Genomic DNA, 18,633 nt, shown 5'->3' with positions numbered 1-18,633 from the left:
TTGAACTAATTTTTTGAGCATCACGATGATCGTGGGTTTATCATAAGCGATAAATTAAATTACTTTTTAATCCTCCATTTGAGAAACTCAGAATCAGGTAGCAATCCAACGAAAACAAACATTACCGGTATTGTTGGTAATGCTGCCAACTTACTGATTTAGTGTATGATGGTGATTTTAAGGTGCTTGCGTGGCTTCCATTTCCATCAGATGTCCCACTTGTTCAGCTACCGAAGGCGTCGTGCGTAACGGTAAAAGCACTGCCGGACATCAGCGCTATCTCTGCTCTCACTGCCGTAAAACATGGCAAATCAGCTTCACTTACACCGCCTCTCAACCCGGTACACATCAGAAAATCATTGATATGGCTATGAATGGGGTTGGGTGCCGTGCCAGTGCCCGCATTATGGGCGTTGGCCTCAACACGATTTTACGGCACTTAAAAAACTCAGGCCGGAGCCGGTAACATCGCGCATACAACCGGGCAGTGACGTCATTGTCTGCGCGGAAATGGACGAACAGTGGGGCTACGTCGGGGCTAAATCATGTCAGCGCTGGTTATTTTACGCCTATGACAGGATGCGCAGGACGGTGGTGGCACACGTCTTTGGTGAGCGTACTCTGGCCACACTGGAGCGTCTTCTGGAGCTGCTGTCGGTCTTTGATGTGGTGGTATGGATGACGGATGGCTGGCCGCTTTATGAATCACGCCTGAAGGGAAAGCTGCACGTTATCAGCAAGCGTTACACTCAGCGCATTGAGCGACATAACCTGAATCTGAGACAACATCTGGCAAGGCTGGGACGGAAGTCACTGTCGTTCTCAAAATCGCTGGAGCTGCATGACAAGGTCATCGGGCATTATCTGAACATAAAACACTATCAGTAAGTTGGAGTCATTACCGAAGTGATTTATCTCGATGGGTCTGAAGGGCAGTCGGCAGACGTCTGGTTCGATGTGGATAAAGGTTATACAAGCTACACTCTGGATATTGTCGTTCCTCAGTCTGTTCGCGCGCTTCCCTGGGTACGTGGCTTTGGCAATATGACGGATTTGCATGTGGCAATGAGCCTGAATTCGGAATTACAGGCGATGGTGGAACAGTATATTGTAGACCCGTTAAATTCTCAGGCGCTGTTACAGGATATTATATTCACCTGGGCGGGAGTGGCCGATATCGCGGCAGACAGTCGCGGGGAAAACATAGATGCCCGTCGGCTCAGCGTTCTGGAGAAAGCCACTGGCGAAAACTATCAGAATAAAGTCAATGGCACGACTGATCCACTTAAAAACGCAGCGGTATTGCTGGAAGATGAATATAAACACTTTTCTGACTTTATTGAAGCATCGCTGCTATCGCAAACCCTGTACCGTGATGACTTTGCAACCATTTCCCTTACCATGAAATCTGATTACAGCGGACTGACATTGAATTTTGATGATTTCGCCTGTCATCTGGAGTCGATAAAATTAACTGACGTCAATGAATATCTGCATCTCAGAAAAACATTCTATGCCTTATTCGAGTATTCGCCTTCCTATAGTGATGTTCGCGAACAATTAGGTATACCTTCAGAACAATCATTCTTTGGCGATGATGGCAATAATACATTCAGCGGCAGCAAAATGAATGATTATATCTGGGGAAATAAAGGCGACGACACGCTCAAGGGCGGCTACGGCAGCGACACTTATCTCTTCAACATGGGTGATGGTAAAGACTATATCTCTGAGGGCAGCAGCAACGCCGGGGATGTCGACACTCTGCGCTTTGGTGAAGGGATTAATCCGGAAGATGTCATCCTCCAGCGTAAAATCACCACTGGCCTGAAAGCCGCCGATAGCCTGATTATCACCTTCCGCGACAGCACTGACAGCATCACCATCGATAACTTCTTCAGCGGGACGAAATACCAGGTTGAAGCGTTTATCTTCACCGACGGTACCGTCTGGCATGTGGACACCATCAAAGCCCGGCTGCTCGAAGGCGCTGATGATGACCAGACTATCACCGCCTATGCTGAGGGCAGTGAAATTCATGCGGCGGGCGGTAATGACTCCCTGCAGGGTGCTGATAACAGCGACCAGCTCTACGGCGACGCGGGTGACGATACCCTCGTTGGCAGTAAAGGTGCAGATATTCTCTCCGGCGGTACCGGCAACGACACGCTCAACGGCGGCTACGGCAGCGACACTTATCTCTTCAACATGGGTGATGGCAAAGACTATATCTCTGAGGGCAGCAGCAACGCCGGAGATATCGATACCCTGCGCTTCGGTGAAGGCATCAACCCGGAAGATGTCATCCTCCAGCGTAAAATCACCACCGGCCTGAAAGCCGCCGACAGCCTGGTTATCACCTTCCGCGACAGCGCTGACAGCATTACTATTGATAACTTCTTCCGTGAGGGCAAATACCAGGTCGAAGAACTGGTATTTGCGAATGGCACAGTCTGGGATGTGAATACCGTTAAGGCCATGAGCCTGCACGGTACCGATGACGCCCAGACCATCACCGCCTATGCTGAGGGCAGCGAAATTCATGCGGCGGGCGGTAATGACTCCCTGCAGGGTGCTGATAACAGCGACCAGCTCTACGGCGACGCGGGTGATGATACCCTCGTCGGCGGTAAAGGCGCTGATATACTCTCCGGCGGTACCGGCAACGACACGCTCAAGGGCGGTTACGGCAGCGACACTTATCTCTTCAACGCCGGAGACGGCAACGATTATCTCTATGAGGGAACCAGTAACGCCGGTGACGTCGACACCCTGCGCTTTGGCGAAGGCATTAACCCGGAAGATGTGATTATTCAGCGCAGAAAGACCTCCGGACTCAATGCCCGTGACAGTCTGATTATCACCTTCCGCGACAGCACCGACAGCATCACCCTTGATGATTTCTTCCGCGCTGCCAAATACCAGGTCGAGCACATTACCTTTGCAGATGGAACTGACTGGCTGCCGGAGGACATACTGAATTACCTGGAGGATGACATCCCCCTCCCGATTGCAGCGCCGCCGGATACGCCCGTATCAATGAGCCTGCTACGCCAGGAAATGGCGGCTTTTTCAGGGGGGGAGTATGACGATAATGCTGGCTTGGTGGTAAATACCACGCTGGCAACGGCCCGCACCACGGTGAATTCACTGGTTAGCTATTAAAGGTTATGGATATTAGCGGCTGCGCTGTCGGCTGCATGATTGCTTAAGGATGAGGAAATAAGATGTCGGCCAATTATCAGCCTCTTTGGCAGGGTTTTTCTGCTATTGCACAATTTTATGGTATGGCGATAAATATTCCTGCATTGCAGGAAAAATATGCTGTGGATGCGCATCATGAAATCACCGTGCAGTTTGTCCGCGCGGTGCGTGAAACCGGACTGAAATGCCGCTATGTCCGCCATTTTTCTCAGGGGAATAAAATTCCGCTACCGGCCATCGCTGAAATTCCGGATATAGGTTATGTCTTGCTCCTGGCCGTTAAAGAGGGCGAGTGGCTTATTCAGCGTAATATGACCGCTTCGCCAGAGCGATTCGAGCCCGATGCTGGCGCACACTATCCGGGTTTTCTTTTTGCCCGGCGCTTTTCTCTGGAAAGATTAACCACCGAATTTAATCTGCGCTGGTTTGCCAGCGCGTTCTGGCGTTATAAAAAACTGATGGGCGAAGTACTGCTGGCCTCATTTTTTATTCAACTGCTGGCGCTGGTGTCGCCGCTGTTTTTTCAGGTGGTCGTCGATAAAGTGTTGACCCATCAGAGCGTGACCACGCTGGACGTGCTGGCGCTAGGGATGCTGCTGGTCGCACTCTTTGATGTCATCCTTGATGGTCTTCGCAGTTACCAGTTGGCGCATACTTCCCAGCGTATTGACGCAACGCTAAGCTCTCTGCTTTATAAACACCTACTAGCGCTGCCGCTGACCTGGTTTATGCAACGTCAGGCCGGGGTGATTGTCGCCCGTGTTCATGAACTGAAAACCGTGCGGGAATTTTTAACCGGCAGCGCGATGACGCTGTGCCTGGATCTTCTCTTTACCCTCGTGTTTTTTTCCGTAATGGCGCTGTACAGCCTGCCGCTTACGTTTATCGTTATCGCATCGCTCGTGCCCTATATTCTATTGTCGATTGCTATCACGCCCGTATTGCGCCGTCGATTGGATGAGCAGTTTAAACAGGGCGCGGGAAACCAGGCCTTCCTGGTAGAGAGTCTGACCGGCATGGAGTCAGTCAAAGCGCTGGCGGTGGAAAATTTGATGACCCGTCGCTGGGATGAGCAAATCGCCGCTTTTGTCACCAGTTGCTTTAAAACCCAGACTCTCGGCAATATTGCCAGCCAGATCTCTCGTTTCGTCAGCAAAGTGACCAGCGTGGCTATCCTGTGGTACGGCGCTCAGCAGGTAATGGATGCCGAACTGACGGTCGGTGCGCTGATCGCCTTCAATATGTTCGCAGGGCAGGTCACGGCGCCGGTGCTAAGAGTGGTGCAGCTATGGCAGGATTTTCAGCAGGTATCAGTCTCGGTCAGACGGCTGGGCGATATTCTGAACGTGCCGACAGAGCATCAGGAAAACAGTTCTACGCTAATGACAATTAAAGGCGCGGTCAAACTGACCAATGTGACTTTTGCCTGGCAGGTGGGCAATGCGCCGGTGGTGAATGCGTTCTCGTTAACCGTCCGCCCTGGAGAGATGATTGGCATCGCAGGACGCTCTGGCTCTGGCAAAAGCACGCTGACCAAACTCATCCAGAGGCTTTGCACCCCTTCAGAGGGGCAGATATTTATCGATGGGATCGATATCGCCCAAACCGACCCCCACTGGTTACGTCGACAAATTGGCGTCGTGCTTCAGGAAACGCAGCTGTTCAGCGGAAGCATTCGTGACAATATCGCGCTTGCCGTACCTGAAGCCTCGCTGGAGCAGGTGATTGCGGTTTCAGAGCTCGCGGGGGCACATGATTTTATTAGCGAGTTTCCGCTGGGCTACGATACGCCGGTCGGGGAGCACGGTGGTCGTTTGTCCGGTGGTCAGAAACAACGTATCGGCATTGCTCGCGCGTTGATGTCTGACCCCAGGATATTGATTTTTGATGAGGCGACCAGCGCTCTCGATTATGAATCTGAACATATCATTCAGCGCAATATGGCCCAGATCTGCCACAACCGTACCGTATTTATTATTGCTCACCGCCTGTCGGCGCTGCGTTCGGCTGACCGGATTATTGTGATGGATAAGGGGGCGATCGTTGAGCAGGGGGATCATCAACAACTGCTGGCACAGCAGGGCCTTTACGCGCACCTGCATACGCTTCAGGAGGCCACGGTATGAGGCAGGAATCTTATCGTGAGTTTTTGCCTGCCGTCCTGGAAGTCCAGGAAACCCCGCCTTCTCCCGTCGGCCGCATTATTCTGCGAACGATTATGGTGCTGCTGGTCACGGCAGTGGTCTGGTCGGCGTGCGGCGATATCGATATTGTGGCGATCAGTCGCGGCAAAGTGGTGGTCAGCGAATTATCTCGCCCGGTAAGCAGCGCGGTGATGGCGGAAGTAGACAGCGTGCTGGTGCGTGATGGTATGAAAGTGAAAAAAGGTCAGCCACTCATTCGGCTGAATAGCCGGGCGCTGGACGCACGGTATGAAGAAAATGCCCTACGTCAGAAGATTAACCGTTTTCATATCGCTCGCCTGACGCTGCTGCTCCAGCACTACCAGGATCAGCCGGCGGAGGAAAAACTTCCGGCGATATTTTATCAGGAGGATGAGGCACTGGCGCGGCAACTATCGGCGCAGCTGATGTCGGAGGCCGAAAACGATCGTCAGGAGAAAGCGGTGCTGCGCGACAAGATGTCGGTGCTGAAAGCGCAAAAGGTTTGGTACGCCTCGCAAAAAGCGCAGTCAGAAAGCCTGCTGCCAGTTTATAACGAGCAATATCAGGCACTGGCGACGCTCTATAAAAAACAGTTAACCAGCCGTGACAGCCTGTTGGAAAAGCAAAAGCAGCTTACAGAGGCACGCTACACACTGGAAAGCGCGCAGGCGAAGTTGACAGAAATGGACGTCAGCTATCATCAGGCGGAGACGGAATATCGTGCACGTATCGCGGAAAAAATGCAGCAGGTCGAGCAGGATATTTCAGACAAGCAGCACGAAAACCGAGTGCTGGAGAAGCAGCTTCAGGAGCTTTCTGCTCAGATAGCCCAGTACACTCTGAAAGCACCCGTCTCAGGGATAGTTGATGCGTTACTCTTTCGTGATGGCGGCGCGGCGGTAGATGCACCACAGGAGCTGCTGCGCATTGTGCCGGAAAACGAAACGTTGACTGCTGAAGTCATGGTCAGCAACAGCGATATCGGCTTCCTTCATTCCGGCCAGAATGTCACCGTAAAGATCGATACCTTCGATTTCACCCGCTATGGCTGGGTGCCAGGACGCTTAATTAAGCTCTCCGCCGATGCCATTGAGGATAAAGAGCTGGGGTTGGTTTACAAAGCCACCATTGAGCTGAATAAAAAATCGCTGGTGATTGACGGCCAGCCGATGCGACTGGAGCCAGGAATGCAGGTGACGGCAGAAATCACCACCGGAACCCGCACCATCCTGAGTTATCTGCTTAGCCCAGTCATGGAAGCGTTGGATAGCGTAGGCAAACAGCGTTAGCCCTTACTTCTCTTTGCCTAACATCTCTGCCATGCACTCCATAAACACCTGCATGGCAGGGCTAACGGCTTTTCCGGCATGGTGTGCGCAAAGGGCGCTAATTTTCATTGGCGTTGGGCTAAACGGGAGCTCTTGCAATTCACCGCTTGCCAGCTCTCGCTCGACGGTAAAACGTGGCAGGAACGACACGCCCAGATTTCCCGCCACGCACTGTTTAATGCTCTCAATACTCCACAGCTCAATGGTATTTCCCATAGTGATCGCCCGCTGGCGAAGCGTACTTTCAAAAATCTGCCGAAAAATGCACTGGGGCTCGTTGATAACAAAGCTCACCGGAATGTGCTGATCGTGACGGGTGAAGTCGTAGCCATGAAATTCGGGGGATGCTACCAGCACCAGCGGCTGCTCACCAAAATGACGCATTGTTAAGGCCTGATCGTTCCCAACCCGATAAAAGACCCCAAGATCGACCTTATCATCCAACAGCGCATCGCGAATGACGTAGCAGTTCAGTGATTGCAACGACAGTTTTACCTGCGGTGCCCGCTGCTTAAAGCGCTGCAAAACCTGCGGCATTTTATAGGCTAACAGTGTTTCGCCTGTCGCCACGCGTAGCTCCCCCGTCGGCTCGGCGTCCAGTTGGGCTGCCTGGCGAATAGAGGAGATAACGTTAGTCAGTTCATAAACGTGCGGCAGGATGTTTTTCCCCGCAGCGGTCAGGCACATTCGGCGGCCAATTTTCTCGAAAAGCTGCATCGACAGCTCTTGTTCAAGCTGCTGAATATGAAAGGTAACGGTCGACTGAGTGCAGCACAGTTTTTGCGATGCGCGCAGGAACGAACCTTCTTCCACCACGGTTTTCAGCGTAATAAAACGGCGTAAATCCATCGTGACCTCAATCTATCGATAAGTTCGAATTCTTAATCAGAAAACATTCATTTTTTTAAATAATTATCTTCGGGTACTGTCGGGCAAAACCAAGGAGATAACAAGTGACTTCAACCCTGATAAGTGCTTTTTTTACCTATACCCTGATCACCGCGCTAACGCCCGGCCCGAATAATATTCTGGCGCTTAATGCTGTCACCACCCATGGTTTTCGCCAGAGCTCACGAGTGCTGGCTGGAATGGGGGCGGGCTTTTTAGCCATTATGCTACTGTGCGCGGGGTTAACCTTTTCTCTGGTGAGACTCGACCCGACGATGACGCACTGGCTGAGCATTGTGGGGGCGACGTATATCGTCTGGCTTGCCTGGCGTATCGCCATGAGCACACCTGGTGGCGGTAATACCAGGCAAGTGCCGGTCAGCTTCTGGGCTGGCTGTGGGCTACAGTTTGTGAACGTGAAAATAATCCTTTACGGCATCACGGCGCTGTCGACTTTTGTACTGCCCTATACGCGAGATTGGCACTGGGTGGTAGGGGTGAGCCTTTTGCTGGCGGTGATTGGGGTATTTGGCAATGTTTGCTGGGCGCTGGCGGGGCATCTTTTTCAGCGGGTATTTCAACGCTATGGCCGCCAGCTAAATTGGTTGCTGGCGGCATTGCTGATTTATTGTGCGGTGCGGATGTTTATCTAAACCTTTCAACCAAGCGCAAAGGGATCGGCATCCTGCCAGGCGGGGAATTTCTCGCGATATTCTTGTAGCGCTGCAAGCGAAAGCTCACCGTCGATACGCGTTGCCTGATGCGGCTCGGCGGTGGCCAGGATTTCACCTTGTGGGGTAATAATCCTGCTATCGCCTCGATAGTGGTGGCCGTTGCCATCGGTACCGACGCGATTGCATCCTGCAACATAGGCCTGATTCTCGATTGCCCGCGCGGTCAGTAACGCCTGCCAATGTACGGAGCGTGGCGCAGGCCAGTTCGCCACGTAGAGCGCCAGATCGTAATCATTACGGTTGCGCGACCACACTGGGAAACGCAGGTCATAGCAGACCAGAGGCAGAATACGCCAGCCGCGCCAGGTCAACACGAGACGTTCATGACCAGCAACGTAGTGATGATGTTCATCTGCCATGCGAAACAGGTGGCGTTTATCATAGCGGTGGACGTGACCTTCCGGTTCAACGAGCAGAAAACGGTTCACCGCGCCGAGACCGGTTTGTAGCGCGGCGCTCCCGCACACCAGTGCATTGGCGCGCGCGGCTTGCTCGCGCATCCAGGCCACAACCTCATCTTCTGACATCGATTGTTCCGCCGCTTCCATCGCAAAGCCAGTGGTAAACATCTCCGGCAGGACTATCACATCACGCCCTGTAATCCCTTCCATCTGCCGGGAAAAGTGGCGCAGATTCGCGGGGCCGTCCATCCACACGAGGGGTTGCTGTAGTAAAGTAATTTTTAATGCAGGCACGACCATGCTCCTCGTTGTACCGTGTTTTTACACTGTAGCATGGCTGGTGGGTATTGAGTGGCGTTTATTATCGTTATGAATGATAGGGACGTTATGTTTATACTTAGTGGTTGGTTTTGAATTTATCATTTTTTATAGAGATATTGTTTTTAATAATGTACATAATCTGTATGTATTCATTGTGAAGGTATGCTTTTTGCTTGGTATTGTCGACTGTTGAGTTTTTATTTTTGCTACTTATTGCTTTTCTCACAATGTCAAATGTTCTGGGTGAAGAGGTTTCTTAGATTGTAGTTTGCTAGCCCTTGCTTTTCATTCGCTTTAAGTAAATATTACCAGGTTCATTTAATCAATTGTACATTTGCATTTGTACCCGAAGCGACCAATGTAGTCGGGTAATACGTATCCCAATCCTTCTCTCAGCAAAAGTCTGATTTATTCAACAAAAACCTTGAACACTACAACCAGAGCGGTTATTAATGGGCAGCATTAGCAGGCGTTAATCTCATAGGCTAGATATTTACTTAAGAAATTGAATGGCGTGATGTTAATCATTGCATCTATGTTAAACGTACTGGCGTGTAAAGCCATTTGCTGTTTACGTTTGTTTTAATTACATTGGAAACTGATTGAAGCTTATGTTGAAAAACATCATTTTAATTGAGCGGGGTATGACGATGATAAAAGTTAAATGCATTTAAAAAATGGATTAATTGCGCTATATAAATAATTAATACTTATGCCACTCACCATAAAAAATCATGCTAAAAAAATATAAATCATATATAATTGTAATATGTCTTCTTGTATTTCTTTTTCTTTTATCAGTATTGACCCTGGTAGCAACAGGTGATGTTCATCCGAAGGTGAGCAATGTAATTATTCTTCTGTTGTTAATAAGCCTTACACTAGGGTCTAAAAAATCATATTGTCTGATTACACTTCCTGCATCAATTATTGTTGCCTTGTATGCTCCAGTCGGATTCACCTATGGTTTCCCATCCTACCAGTATGTGTCATCTTTATTCGCTACTGATATTCAGGAAAGCCTTGAATTTCTTACGTTGATATCCTACGACGCATATGCGGTTTCAGTTTTGATCCCTATTCTTTTTTATATATTACATTTGTTATCATGTAAGTTTAAGATAAGGCCTATTAAAAACCGAACTTATGTTATGCTGATTGCGATTATTATGACGCTCTCTTCTGGCGCCCTTGTTTTTATCAAGAAAACAAGTGGTTCTATTAATGACTTGAAATCCGATCAGGCTGAATTATCTAAGTATGTAAGCGAAAATAATTGGGGTGACATTCATCTGACAGACAAAACAAAATACGATGACTATATTCTTGTTATTGGGGAAAGTGCCAGGAAAGATTATTTTCATGTATATGGTTACCCCGTGGGTAATACACCATTTCTCGACGGTGTGAAGGGCGTTATTGTTGATGGTCTGACATCAGGAGATACCTATACTATAGGCTCTTTACGCTTGATGCTAACACAGGGGGATCCTCATAATTGGCTACCACAGTACAACAAGAATATCATAGGTATGGTGAATAAGGCTGGCATAGAGTCCTATTGGTTATCAAATCAGGGGCAGTTTGGTAAATGGGATTCTCCAGTATCTGCCATTGCCAAAAATGCGGGGTATTCCTACTTCACTAAATTTCAGGGATTCGATGAATCTAACATACAGGACTCAGTGCTGTTACGGAAATTAGCCAACGTTTTATCAAAAAGTACGAATAAAAAACGACTTATTGTGCTGCATACAATGGGGTCTCATCCAAATGCTTGTGCTAGAATTAAAAACATGGGTGTTCGGTATAAGTCACGTTCAAAAATAAATGACGACATAGCATGCTATATTTCTAGTATCAGACAAACGGATGATTTCTTAAAAGAAGCTTATAATATATTGAAGTTTAATAATAGAGGAAGAACATTTTCCCTTGTTTATTTTTCAGATCATGGCTTGGCTCATCAAAAAATAAATGGTGATATTAAGCTAAATAATAATTATAACAGCAAATACCATTATGATATTCCATTAGTTAAAATATCATCTGACGATGACAAGAGGACGGTAGTTACCTCAAGGAAATCTGGCCTGATGTTTGTTAATGGTTTGGCTGAGTGGATGGGTATCGAAGGTGGTTCAATTAGCTCCTATAACTTGTTTGATGGTATATCCAACCCTCAGGACTATGGTTTAAGTAAAAAGGTGTACGAAATAGATGATCCCGCAATAAATCTTGTAGACGATTTAACGTTAGAACATTAATAGATATGGCAAATGTTTTATTTTATGCATTTGTTCCTTGTTTCTCGGTCCTGATATCAACACCTGAAAGTTTGACAGTACTTCAAAATTTGGATTGCACTGCTCACCTCTATGGTGGGCAGTGAAAAGCATGTTAGTGCGTTCTGCTATACCCACCAGATTCACGATATTGGTCATGGAGAGATGGCAGAAGATAGGCATGCTAGCGATAAGCTAGATCATGGGTTCGTGGAGGGAGGAGGTTAACGTTTGTTAACGGCATTAGTCAGCGTTATCTCCTGATGAGTCAGTTCAGAAAGAATAAGATGAAAGACTACGGGCATGCTCTCTTTGGGTGGCATTGATAATACCGAAGGCTCGTTGGTATTCCGTTTAAAATGCTGATGATGGACAAGGATATGTTGTACTCCGACCACTGGATTGCTAGCTTTCCATTAATTGGCCTGCATTGAAAAGTGACTTTATTTTTCATGGTAAGTAGATGTATTATACATTCCATTACAGCTTTATTTAATATATAAAATACAAATATAAATCTTATCAATAATCGAATTATAAAACACATCACTTTAAAACATATATTGCAGTGGATTTATTGTTGTTGTGAATATTTGGGCGTAAATGTGTTTGTATTTTAAGTTTTACACCACTGTTACTGATGCTTTGTTGATTTATTTAGTGTTTTTATGCTGTCCGTAACTTTGGCTCAAATTTATAACTAAAAATTAGTCTGAGGTTTTAAAATGCCAATGAACATTTCCCGAGAAAATAAAATGTATGCTGAATCGAAATCAAGTTATTCTTTAGAAGACCTCTATGATGATGTTATGCAGAGTATTAGTGATGGTTTGAATATTGTTGCAGATGTAAACGCAGCGAAGATTGTAAAACTGGACCCTGGCATTGCTGATGATATTCATATAGACGCTGCAATTGAGAATATAAATAAGAAACTTGATGTAGTAAAAAGCATAATTGATCTTGCCTTATTATATGATAAAGTTATCAATGGTGAAGATACTATAGGGGACTGGGTAGATGCGGCTGAATCAATAGCGACCGCTATGGTTTCTGTTGGTATTGCTCCTGAATTAGCTGGAGTGATAACCGTTCTGGGGGTGTATAACGTTGTCGCTGACTCAGGAATTCCAGCCTTACTTGGTAAGGTAATGGCTCAGCAAATTATAAATGCTATTTATAAAAACGGTTTATATGACCAGAACACTGGCGATGAGATATTTCCTCCTGGAGACAATCCGCTTATTACGCCTGACCCAAATGGACCTGCAGCAGATCAGACTTCTCCTATAATTTTAGATCTTGATGGTGATGGCATTGAAACTCGATCTTCCCATTCAGGCGTGTTTTTTGATCATGACGGAAATCTGTTTGCAGAAAGTACTGGCTGGGTAGGTACCGATGATGGCTTATTGGTATTTGACAAGAATACCAATGGAGTAATTGAAAATGGTAATGAGCTATTTGGTAACAATACTCAACTCAGCGATGGCTCCCTGGCAGAAAATGGCTATATAGCACTACAAGAATTGGATGATAACCAGGATGGACTGATCAATAATATGGATGCTGCATGGCAGCAGCTTAATGTCTGGCAGGATAAGAATGGTAATGCGCAAGCTGATGCTGGTGAGCTGCTATCTTTGGAAGAGGCTGGAATCATTAGCATTGGGACGCAGTATAATCACTCTACATATATTGATGCTCAAGGCAATGCGCACAAACAGGTTAGTAATATTACTATGAGTGATGAGTCTGTCAATGACTCTGCTGATGTCTGGTTTGATATAAATTCAGGTTATACTAATTATGGGCTTGATATTGTTATTCCATATAGTATCCGTATGCTCCCTTATATTCGCGGATTTGGTAATTTACCAGATTTGCACGTAGCGATGACCAAGGACCCGGAACTAAAAACATTAGTAGAACGTTATGTAGTTGATCCCCAGAATAGTGGAGAGGAACTATTAGAGGAGATTATCCTGCTGTGGTCCGGGGTACAGGATGTTGCTATCGATAGTCGAGGGGACAATATTGATGCAAGACATCTGGCTGTAATAGAGATTGCTAGTGGGGGTTCTTATAAAAATAGAACTAACGGGACTGTCGATCCTCTTCCTAATGCCGCATTATTGCTTGAGGATGAATTTACCCATTTTGCCTCCTATGTTGAAGCTTGCTTACTATCACAGACCCTTTATGTTGAAGACTTTTCTTATATTAGTTTAACTGTGAAACCAGATTTGAGCGGGCTAACATTGGATTTTCATGCATTCGAAGAACATTTAGCTGACTTAAAACGGAATGATGTTAACCGTTATTTACAGGTACGCACTGTTTTTTATAACCAGATGACATACTTGCCTGCTTTTGCGGAGGAGCGGGAGCGTCTGGGGATCCGTGGAGACTTACTGATCGCTGGTGGTGAGGGTGATGATGTTATCAAAGGAAAGGACACGAGTGATTATCTCTGGGGCGGGGCCGGCAACGACAATCTGAACAGCAGCAGCGGCAATGACACGTTGGTCGGTGGTAGTGGTAACGACAAGCTGACCGGTTATTACGGCAGCGATACCTACCTGTTTAATGCCGGTGATGGACAGGATACCATTATTGAAGATATGAGCTACAGCAACGATGTTGACCGTCTGGTATTAGGTGATGGCCTGCTGACGGAAAACATAATTCTTCAGCGTAGTGGCGACAACCTGATGATTAGTTTCCGGGACAGCACCGACAGCATCTGGTTGAAAAACTATTTTGCCTACGAGGGAAACCGCTACCGGGTAGAGGAGATAGTGTTTGCCGACGGCACCGTCTGGGACGTGGCGACGGTGAAGGCGATGCTGGTGGCAGGAACCGACGAGGCGCAGTCGTTGACGGCTTATAGTCCCGGCACGGAAATTCACGCTGGCGGCGGTGATGATGAGCTCTGGGGCGATGACGGGGCAGACCAGTTATATGGCGATGAAGGGAATGATGGGGTGAGTGCCGGGAGCGGCAATGACGTACTGGCTGGCGGTAGGGGTAATGACTGGCTGACCGGCCATTACGGCAGCGATACTTATCTGTTTAATGCTGGTGATGGTCAGGACACGATCGTCGAGAAGGCGAGCTACAGCAATGACGTTGACCGGCTGATTCTGGGCGAGGGTCTGCTGACGGAAAACACAATTCTTCAGCGTAGTGGCGACAACCTGATGATTAGTTTCCGGGACAGTACCGACAGCCTCTGTCTGAAAGATTATTTCTACAGCGAGGGAAACCGCTATCGGGTAGAGGAGATAGTGTTTGCCGACGGCACCGTCTGGGACGTGGCGACGGTGAAGGCGATGCTGGTGGCAGGAACCGACGAGGCGCAGTCGCTGACGGCTTATAGTCCCGGCACGGAAATTCACGCTGGCGGCGGTGATGATGAGCTCTGGGGCGATGACGGGGCAGACCAGTTATATGGCGATGAAGGGAATGATGGGGTGAGTGCCGGGAGCGGCAATGACGTACTGGCTGGCGGTAGGGGTAATGACTGGCTGACCGGCCATTACGGCAGCGATACTTATCTGTTTAATGCTGGTGATGGTCAGGACACGATCGTCGAGAAGGCGAGCTACAGCAATGACGTTGACCGGCTGATTCTGGGCGAGGGTCTGCTGACGGAAAACACAATTCTTCAGCGCAGTGGCAAAAACCTGATGATTAGTTTCCGGGACAGCACCGACAGCCTCTGTCTGAAAGATTATTTCTACAGCGAGGGAAACCGCTACCGGGTAGAGGAGATAGTGTTTGCCGACGGCACCGTCTGGGATGTGGCGACGGTGAAGGCGATGCTGGAGGCAGGAACCGACGAGGCGCAGACGCTGCAGAGCTATGGTACCAGTTCGGAAATACATGCTGCGGGTGGTGACGATGTCCTCAACGGGAGCGATGGTAACGATAAGCTGTACGGCGATGACGGCGATGACGGCGATGACGGCGATGATGGCAATGACACTCTGAATGGCGGCAGTAACGATGACGTGCTGTACGGCGGTACGGGTGACGATACGCTGGATGCTGGGAGCTGGAATGATGTGCTGTCAGGCGGCACTGGCAGCGACACCTACCTGTTCAGCGCTGGTGATGGTCAAGACACTCTCATTGAAGGCAGTAGCAACAGCGATACCCTCAGCTTCAGCGAGACGCTACAGGCGAAGAACGCCCTTATCCAGCGTAGCGGAAACGATCTGCTGATCGGCTTTGCAGACAGTATCGACAGCGTCACTATCAAAAGTTATTTCTCTTCATCAAAGAGCCAGGTGGAACACATCACCTTTGCCGATGGTACTGACTGGCTGGTGGAGGATATCCTTAACCACCTTGAAGACGACATTCCGCTGCCGCTGGCGGCGCCGGTCGATGCGCCTGTATCACTTCAGCGGGTACGAGAGATGATCGTGGCATTTACGGGTAGTGATGACGGCGATGAGGAGAGCGCGGGTGATGCCATGCCGATGTTGAGCACTTCGCGCTCATCTGTTAATGCGCTGATGAATAGGTAGCCTGGAATGCTGGCTTTCCCATAAGGATGTGAAAGAATTCGATGTCGGGGCCAGAGTAAGCGCTGTTTAAACCGCGCTTGCGTGTTGTCCTGCAACTCGAATTATTTAGGGGATATGCCGGGTAGGCTGCGCTACCCGGCATCAATATTACGCGGCTTCAACCTTGCGCACGTTGTCCGGCAGCTTTACCGGCTTGGTCGCCAGCTCGTCCGGTGCAAAGTCGTCAACGTTGATACTGCGCAGTCGGCTGACTTCTGCTTTGGTCAGAATGGCCGCTTCTTCCTGGTTAATCAGGCCTTTAGCCAGCGCATTACGTGCCAGTTCATCCAGTCGAGTAAACGGCAGGTTCTTGCCAATTTCTTTGCAGATACGCTGGTGGATAGGGTCGGCTGCCATGACGTCAACCAGCGCTTCTTCCAGCAGGCCAACCGGGTTGTGCTCGCTCGGGGTCAGGTACTGACCGCGGCCGATACGGGAACGGGTGGCGCTTGGCGTCTGCAGAATTTTCGCTACGCTGTGGTCGAGCTTATCGGACGGTGCATCGTAATGACGACCGGTCGGGAAGATAACCACGCGCATTGCCCCTGCGACAAAGCGGTTCGGGAAGTTCTTCAGCAGGTCGTCAATGGCCTGCTCAGCCTGATGCAGAGCATCCTGAACGCCCCAGTGTACCAGCGGTAAATCCGCTTCGTTACGCCCTTCATCGTCATAGCGCTTCAGGACGGAAGAGGCGAGGTACAGCTGGCTCAACACATCACCCAGACGGGCGGAGATGCGCTCACGACGCTTCAGGCTACCGCCCAGCACCGCCATGGAAACGTCAGACAGCAACGCCAGGTTGGCACTCAGACGGTTCAGATGCTGATAGTAACGTTTGGTCGCATCGCGGGTTGGCGTTGGGCTGGTTAAGCCGCGGGTAATCCCCAACCAGAAGCTGCGCACTTTGTTGCTACCGACGTGGCCGATGTGTTTAAACAGCAGCTTATCGAACGCATCGGCATCTTTGTTCTGCGCCGCGGCCATCTCTTCCAGTACGTATGGATGGCAACGAATAGCGCCCTGGCCGAAGATCATCATGCTACGAGTCAGAATGTTCGCGCCTTCAACGGTAATGGCGATTGGCGCCCCCTGGTAAGCACGTGCCAGGAAGTTACCTTCACCGAGCATAATGCCTTTCCCACCTGCGATATCCATGGCGTCAACGATGGACTGTTGGCCGCGATGGGTACAGTGGTACTTCACGATAGCCGACAGTACCGCGGGTTTCTCACCGAGCATAATGCCGTAGGTAATTAACGTTGCCGCGGCGTCCATCACGTAGGCGTTACCTGCAATACGCGCCAATGGCTCTTCAATCCCTTCCATTTTACCAATGGATACTTTGAACTGACGGCGAATATGCGCGTAGGCACCGGTCGCCAGCGCAACGGATTTCACGCCACCGGTTGAGTTGGACGGCAGGGTAATACCGCGGCCAACGGACAGACATTCAACCAGCATGCGCCAGCCCTGACCGGCCATTTTCGGCCCGCCGATGATGTAGTCGATCGGTACGAAGATATCCTGACCGCGCGTTGGGCCGTTCTGGAACGGCACGTTCAGCGGGAAGTGACGACGACCAATTTCAACGCCTGGGGTGTTGGTTGGGATAAGCGCACAGGTGATGCCTAAATCTTCCGCACCGCCCAGCAGTTTTTCCGGGTCAGAAAGCTTGAACGCCAGGCCCAGTACAGTCGCAATTGGCGCGAGGGTGATATAACGCTTGTTCCAGGTTAAACGCATGCCCAGAACCTGCTCGCCCTGCCACTCGCCCATACAGACGACGCCGGTATCCGGAATCGCACCGGCATCAGAGCCTGCTTCTGGGCTGGTCAGCGCGAAGCATGGGATCTCCTGACCGCGCGCCAGGCGCGGCAGGTAATGATCTTTTTGCTCTTCAGTACCGTAATGCTGCAGCAGTTCGCCCGGTCCTAAGGAGTTAGGCACGCCGACGGTAATAGCCAGAATGCCGGAAACGCCGGAGAGCTTTTGCAGCACGCGAGCCTGGGCATAAGCGGAGAATTCCAGACCACCGTACTCTTTCTTAATGATCATTGCGAAGAAACGGTGCTCTTTCAGGTAGGCCCACAGCTCCGGCGGCAGGTCAGCCATCTCGTGGGTGATAGCAAAGTCGTTAGCCATGCGGCACGCTTCTTCAACCGGGCCATCAATAAACGCCTGCTCTTCGGCGGTCAGCTGTGGACGCGGGTAGTTGTGCAGCTTTTTCCAGTCCGGGTTGCCGCGGAACAGATCGCCTTCCCACCAGGTGGTACCGGCATCAATCGCTTCTTTCTCAGTGCGCGACATCGGCGGCATCACTTTGCTAAACATGCGGAACACCGGCGTGGAGATCAGCGCTTTACGCATCGGCGTAAAGTTGAACGGCACCAGGATGATAGCCAGCGGCACCAGCAGCCACAGGTTCCACAGGCCAATCGCGCCGAGAGCGGCAGTCCACGCCAGCAGAATTACGCTGCCGAGCGTCAAACTAATGCGGTGGTAGAAGAGTGCGCCGAGTACGGCAATGGTTAAAACAATACTCAAAATCATCATAGAGAAATGCCCCTGTCTTGTAGGAGGTCTGACCACTTGTGATGATATGGTTGTAGTTGAACTGTTTTTATTTAGCAATGTGTTTACAAAATAATTACAACCTCGCTCACATTGTTGCTTCTTTTTAGCGCACTAAAAATCCAAACATCTGGTGAATACATTCGTGCTTGCTTCTCT

At 49.4% G+C, this 18,633-nt stretch carries 10 protein-coding genes; 7 read left to right on the top strand and 3 right to left on the bottom strand.

The window, feature by feature from the left end:
* Positions 1-190: 190 nt before the first annotated feature.
* The 4 genes from MY052_RS19330 to MY052_RS19315 all read left to right on the top strand — a co-directional run bounded on the left by MY052_RS19330 (position 191) and on the right by MY052_RS19315 (position 6,658).
* A protein-coding gene (locus MY052_RS19330; RefSeq protein ID WP_248537139.1) for an IS1 family transposase occupies positions 191-888 on the top strand; the annotation gives its coding sequence in 2 pieces (ribosomal slippage) (positions 191-440 and positions 440-888; 699 coding nt in all).
* 18 nt (positions 889-906) lie between these two features.
* A complete protein-coding gene (locus MY052_RS19325; protein WP_248537662.1) occupies positions 907-3,165 on the top strand; it encodes a calcium-binding protein in 2,259 nt (752 codons plus the stop codon).
* A 62-nt stretch (positions 3,166-3,227) separates the two neighbouring features.
* On the top strand, positions 3,228-5,330 hold the full coding sequence (locus MY052_RS19320; protein WP_248537661.1) for a type I secretion system permease/ATPase: 2,103 nt from the start codon (positions 3,228-3,230) through the stop codon (positions 5,328-5,330).
* Positions 5,327-6,658, top strand: coding sequence for an HlyD family type I secretion periplasmic adaptor subunit (locus tag MY052_RS19315; RefSeq protein WP_202216423.1), 1,332 nt, complete (start codon positions 5,327-5,329; stop codon positions 6,656-6,658). Before MY052_RS19320 ends, MY052_RS19315 begins: the two co-directional genes overlap by 4 nt.
* A gap of 3 nt (positions 6,659-6,661) precedes the next feature.
* Here MY052_RS19315 and MY052_RS19310 read toward each other — a convergent pair whose 3' ends face one another.
* Complete coding sequence (locus tag MY052_RS19310) at positions 6,662-7,546, bottom strand: LysR family transcriptional regulator (RefSeq protein ID WP_248537660.1); 885 nt, start codon at positions 7,544-7,546, stop codon at positions 6,662-6,664.
* Between the two features lie 104 nt (positions 7,547-7,650).
* Between MY052_RS19310 and eamB the strand changes: the two genes are divergently transcribed.
* The gene (gene eamB / locus MY052_RS19305; RefSeq protein ID WP_248537659.1) at positions 7,651-8,238 is read left to right on the top strand and encodes a cysteine/O-acetylserine transporter; all 588 of its coding nucleotides are present in this window, start codon (positions 7,651-7,653) and stop codon (positions 8,236-8,238) included.
* 5 nt (positions 8,239-8,243) lie between these two features.
* On the opposite strand, the gene MY052_RS19300 is transcribed toward eamB, so the two are convergent.
* A complete protein-coding gene (locus tag MY052_RS19300) occupies positions 8,244-9,014 on the bottom strand; it encodes an amidohydrolase (RefSeq protein WP_248537658.1) in 771 nt (256 codons plus the stop codon).
* 1,178 nt (positions 9,015-10,192) lie between these two features.
* Between MY052_RS19300 and MY052_RS19295 the strand changes: the two genes are divergently transcribed.
* On the top strand, positions 10,193-11,308 hold the full coding sequence (locus tag MY052_RS19295) for a phosphoethanolamine transferase (RefSeq protein ID WP_248537657.1): 1,116 nt from the start codon (positions 10,193-10,195) through the stop codon (positions 11,306-11,308).
* A 743-nt stretch (positions 11,309-12,051) separates the two neighbouring features.
* On the top strand, positions 12,052-15,864 hold the full coding sequence (locus tag MY052_RS19290; RefSeq protein WP_248537656.1) for a calcium-binding protein: 3,813 nt from the start codon (positions 12,052-12,054) through the stop codon (positions 15,862-15,864).
* Between the two features lie 147 nt (positions 15,865-16,011).
* Here the strand turns inward: MY052_RS19290 and fadE are convergent, their stop codons facing one another.
* The gene (gene fadE, locus MY052_RS19285) at positions 16,012-18,456 is read right to left on the bottom strand and encodes an acyl-CoA dehydrogenase FadE (RefSeq protein WP_035894460.1); all 2,445 of its coding nucleotides are present in this window, start codon (positions 18,454-18,456) and stop codon (positions 16,012-16,014) included.
* Between the last annotated feature and the right edge of the window lie 177 nt (positions 18,457-18,633).

It is taken from the genome of Kluyvera ascorbata, assembly GCF_023195735.1.
GTDB lineage: Bacteria > Pseudomonadota > Gammaproteobacteria > Enterobacterales > Enterobacteriaceae > Kluyvera > Kluyvera ascorbata.
The sequence above is the reverse complement of the archived record's forward strand: the minus strand, read 5'-3'. Positions and strand labels throughout refer to the sequence as shown.

Bases quoted from the DNA above. Each gene is read 5' to 3' on its own strand.
- MY052_RS19320 (WP_248537661.1), top strand. From the start codon at position 3,228: ATGTCGGCCAATTATCAGCCTCTTTGGCAGGGTTTTTCTGCTATTGCA.
- MY052_RS19315 (WP_202216423.1), top strand. From the start codon at position 5,327: ATGAGGCAGGAATCTTATCGTGAGTTTTTGCCTGCCGTCCTGGAAGTC.
- MY052_RS19310 (WP_248537660.1), bottom strand. From the start codon at position 7,546: ATGGATTTACGCCGTTTTATTACGCTGAAAACCGTGGTGGAAGAAGGT.
- MY052_RS19295 (WP_248537657.1), top strand. From the start codon at position 10,193: ATGCTGATTGCGATTATTATGACGCTCTCTTCTGGCGCCCTTGTTTTT.
- MY052_RS19290 (WP_248537656.1), top strand. From the start codon at position 12,052: ATGCCAATGAACATTTCCCGAGAAAATAAAATGTATGCTGAATCGAAA.
- fadE (WP_035894460.1), bottom strand. From the start codon at position 18,456: ATGATGATTTTGAGTATTGTTTTAACCATTGCCGTACTCGGCGCACTC.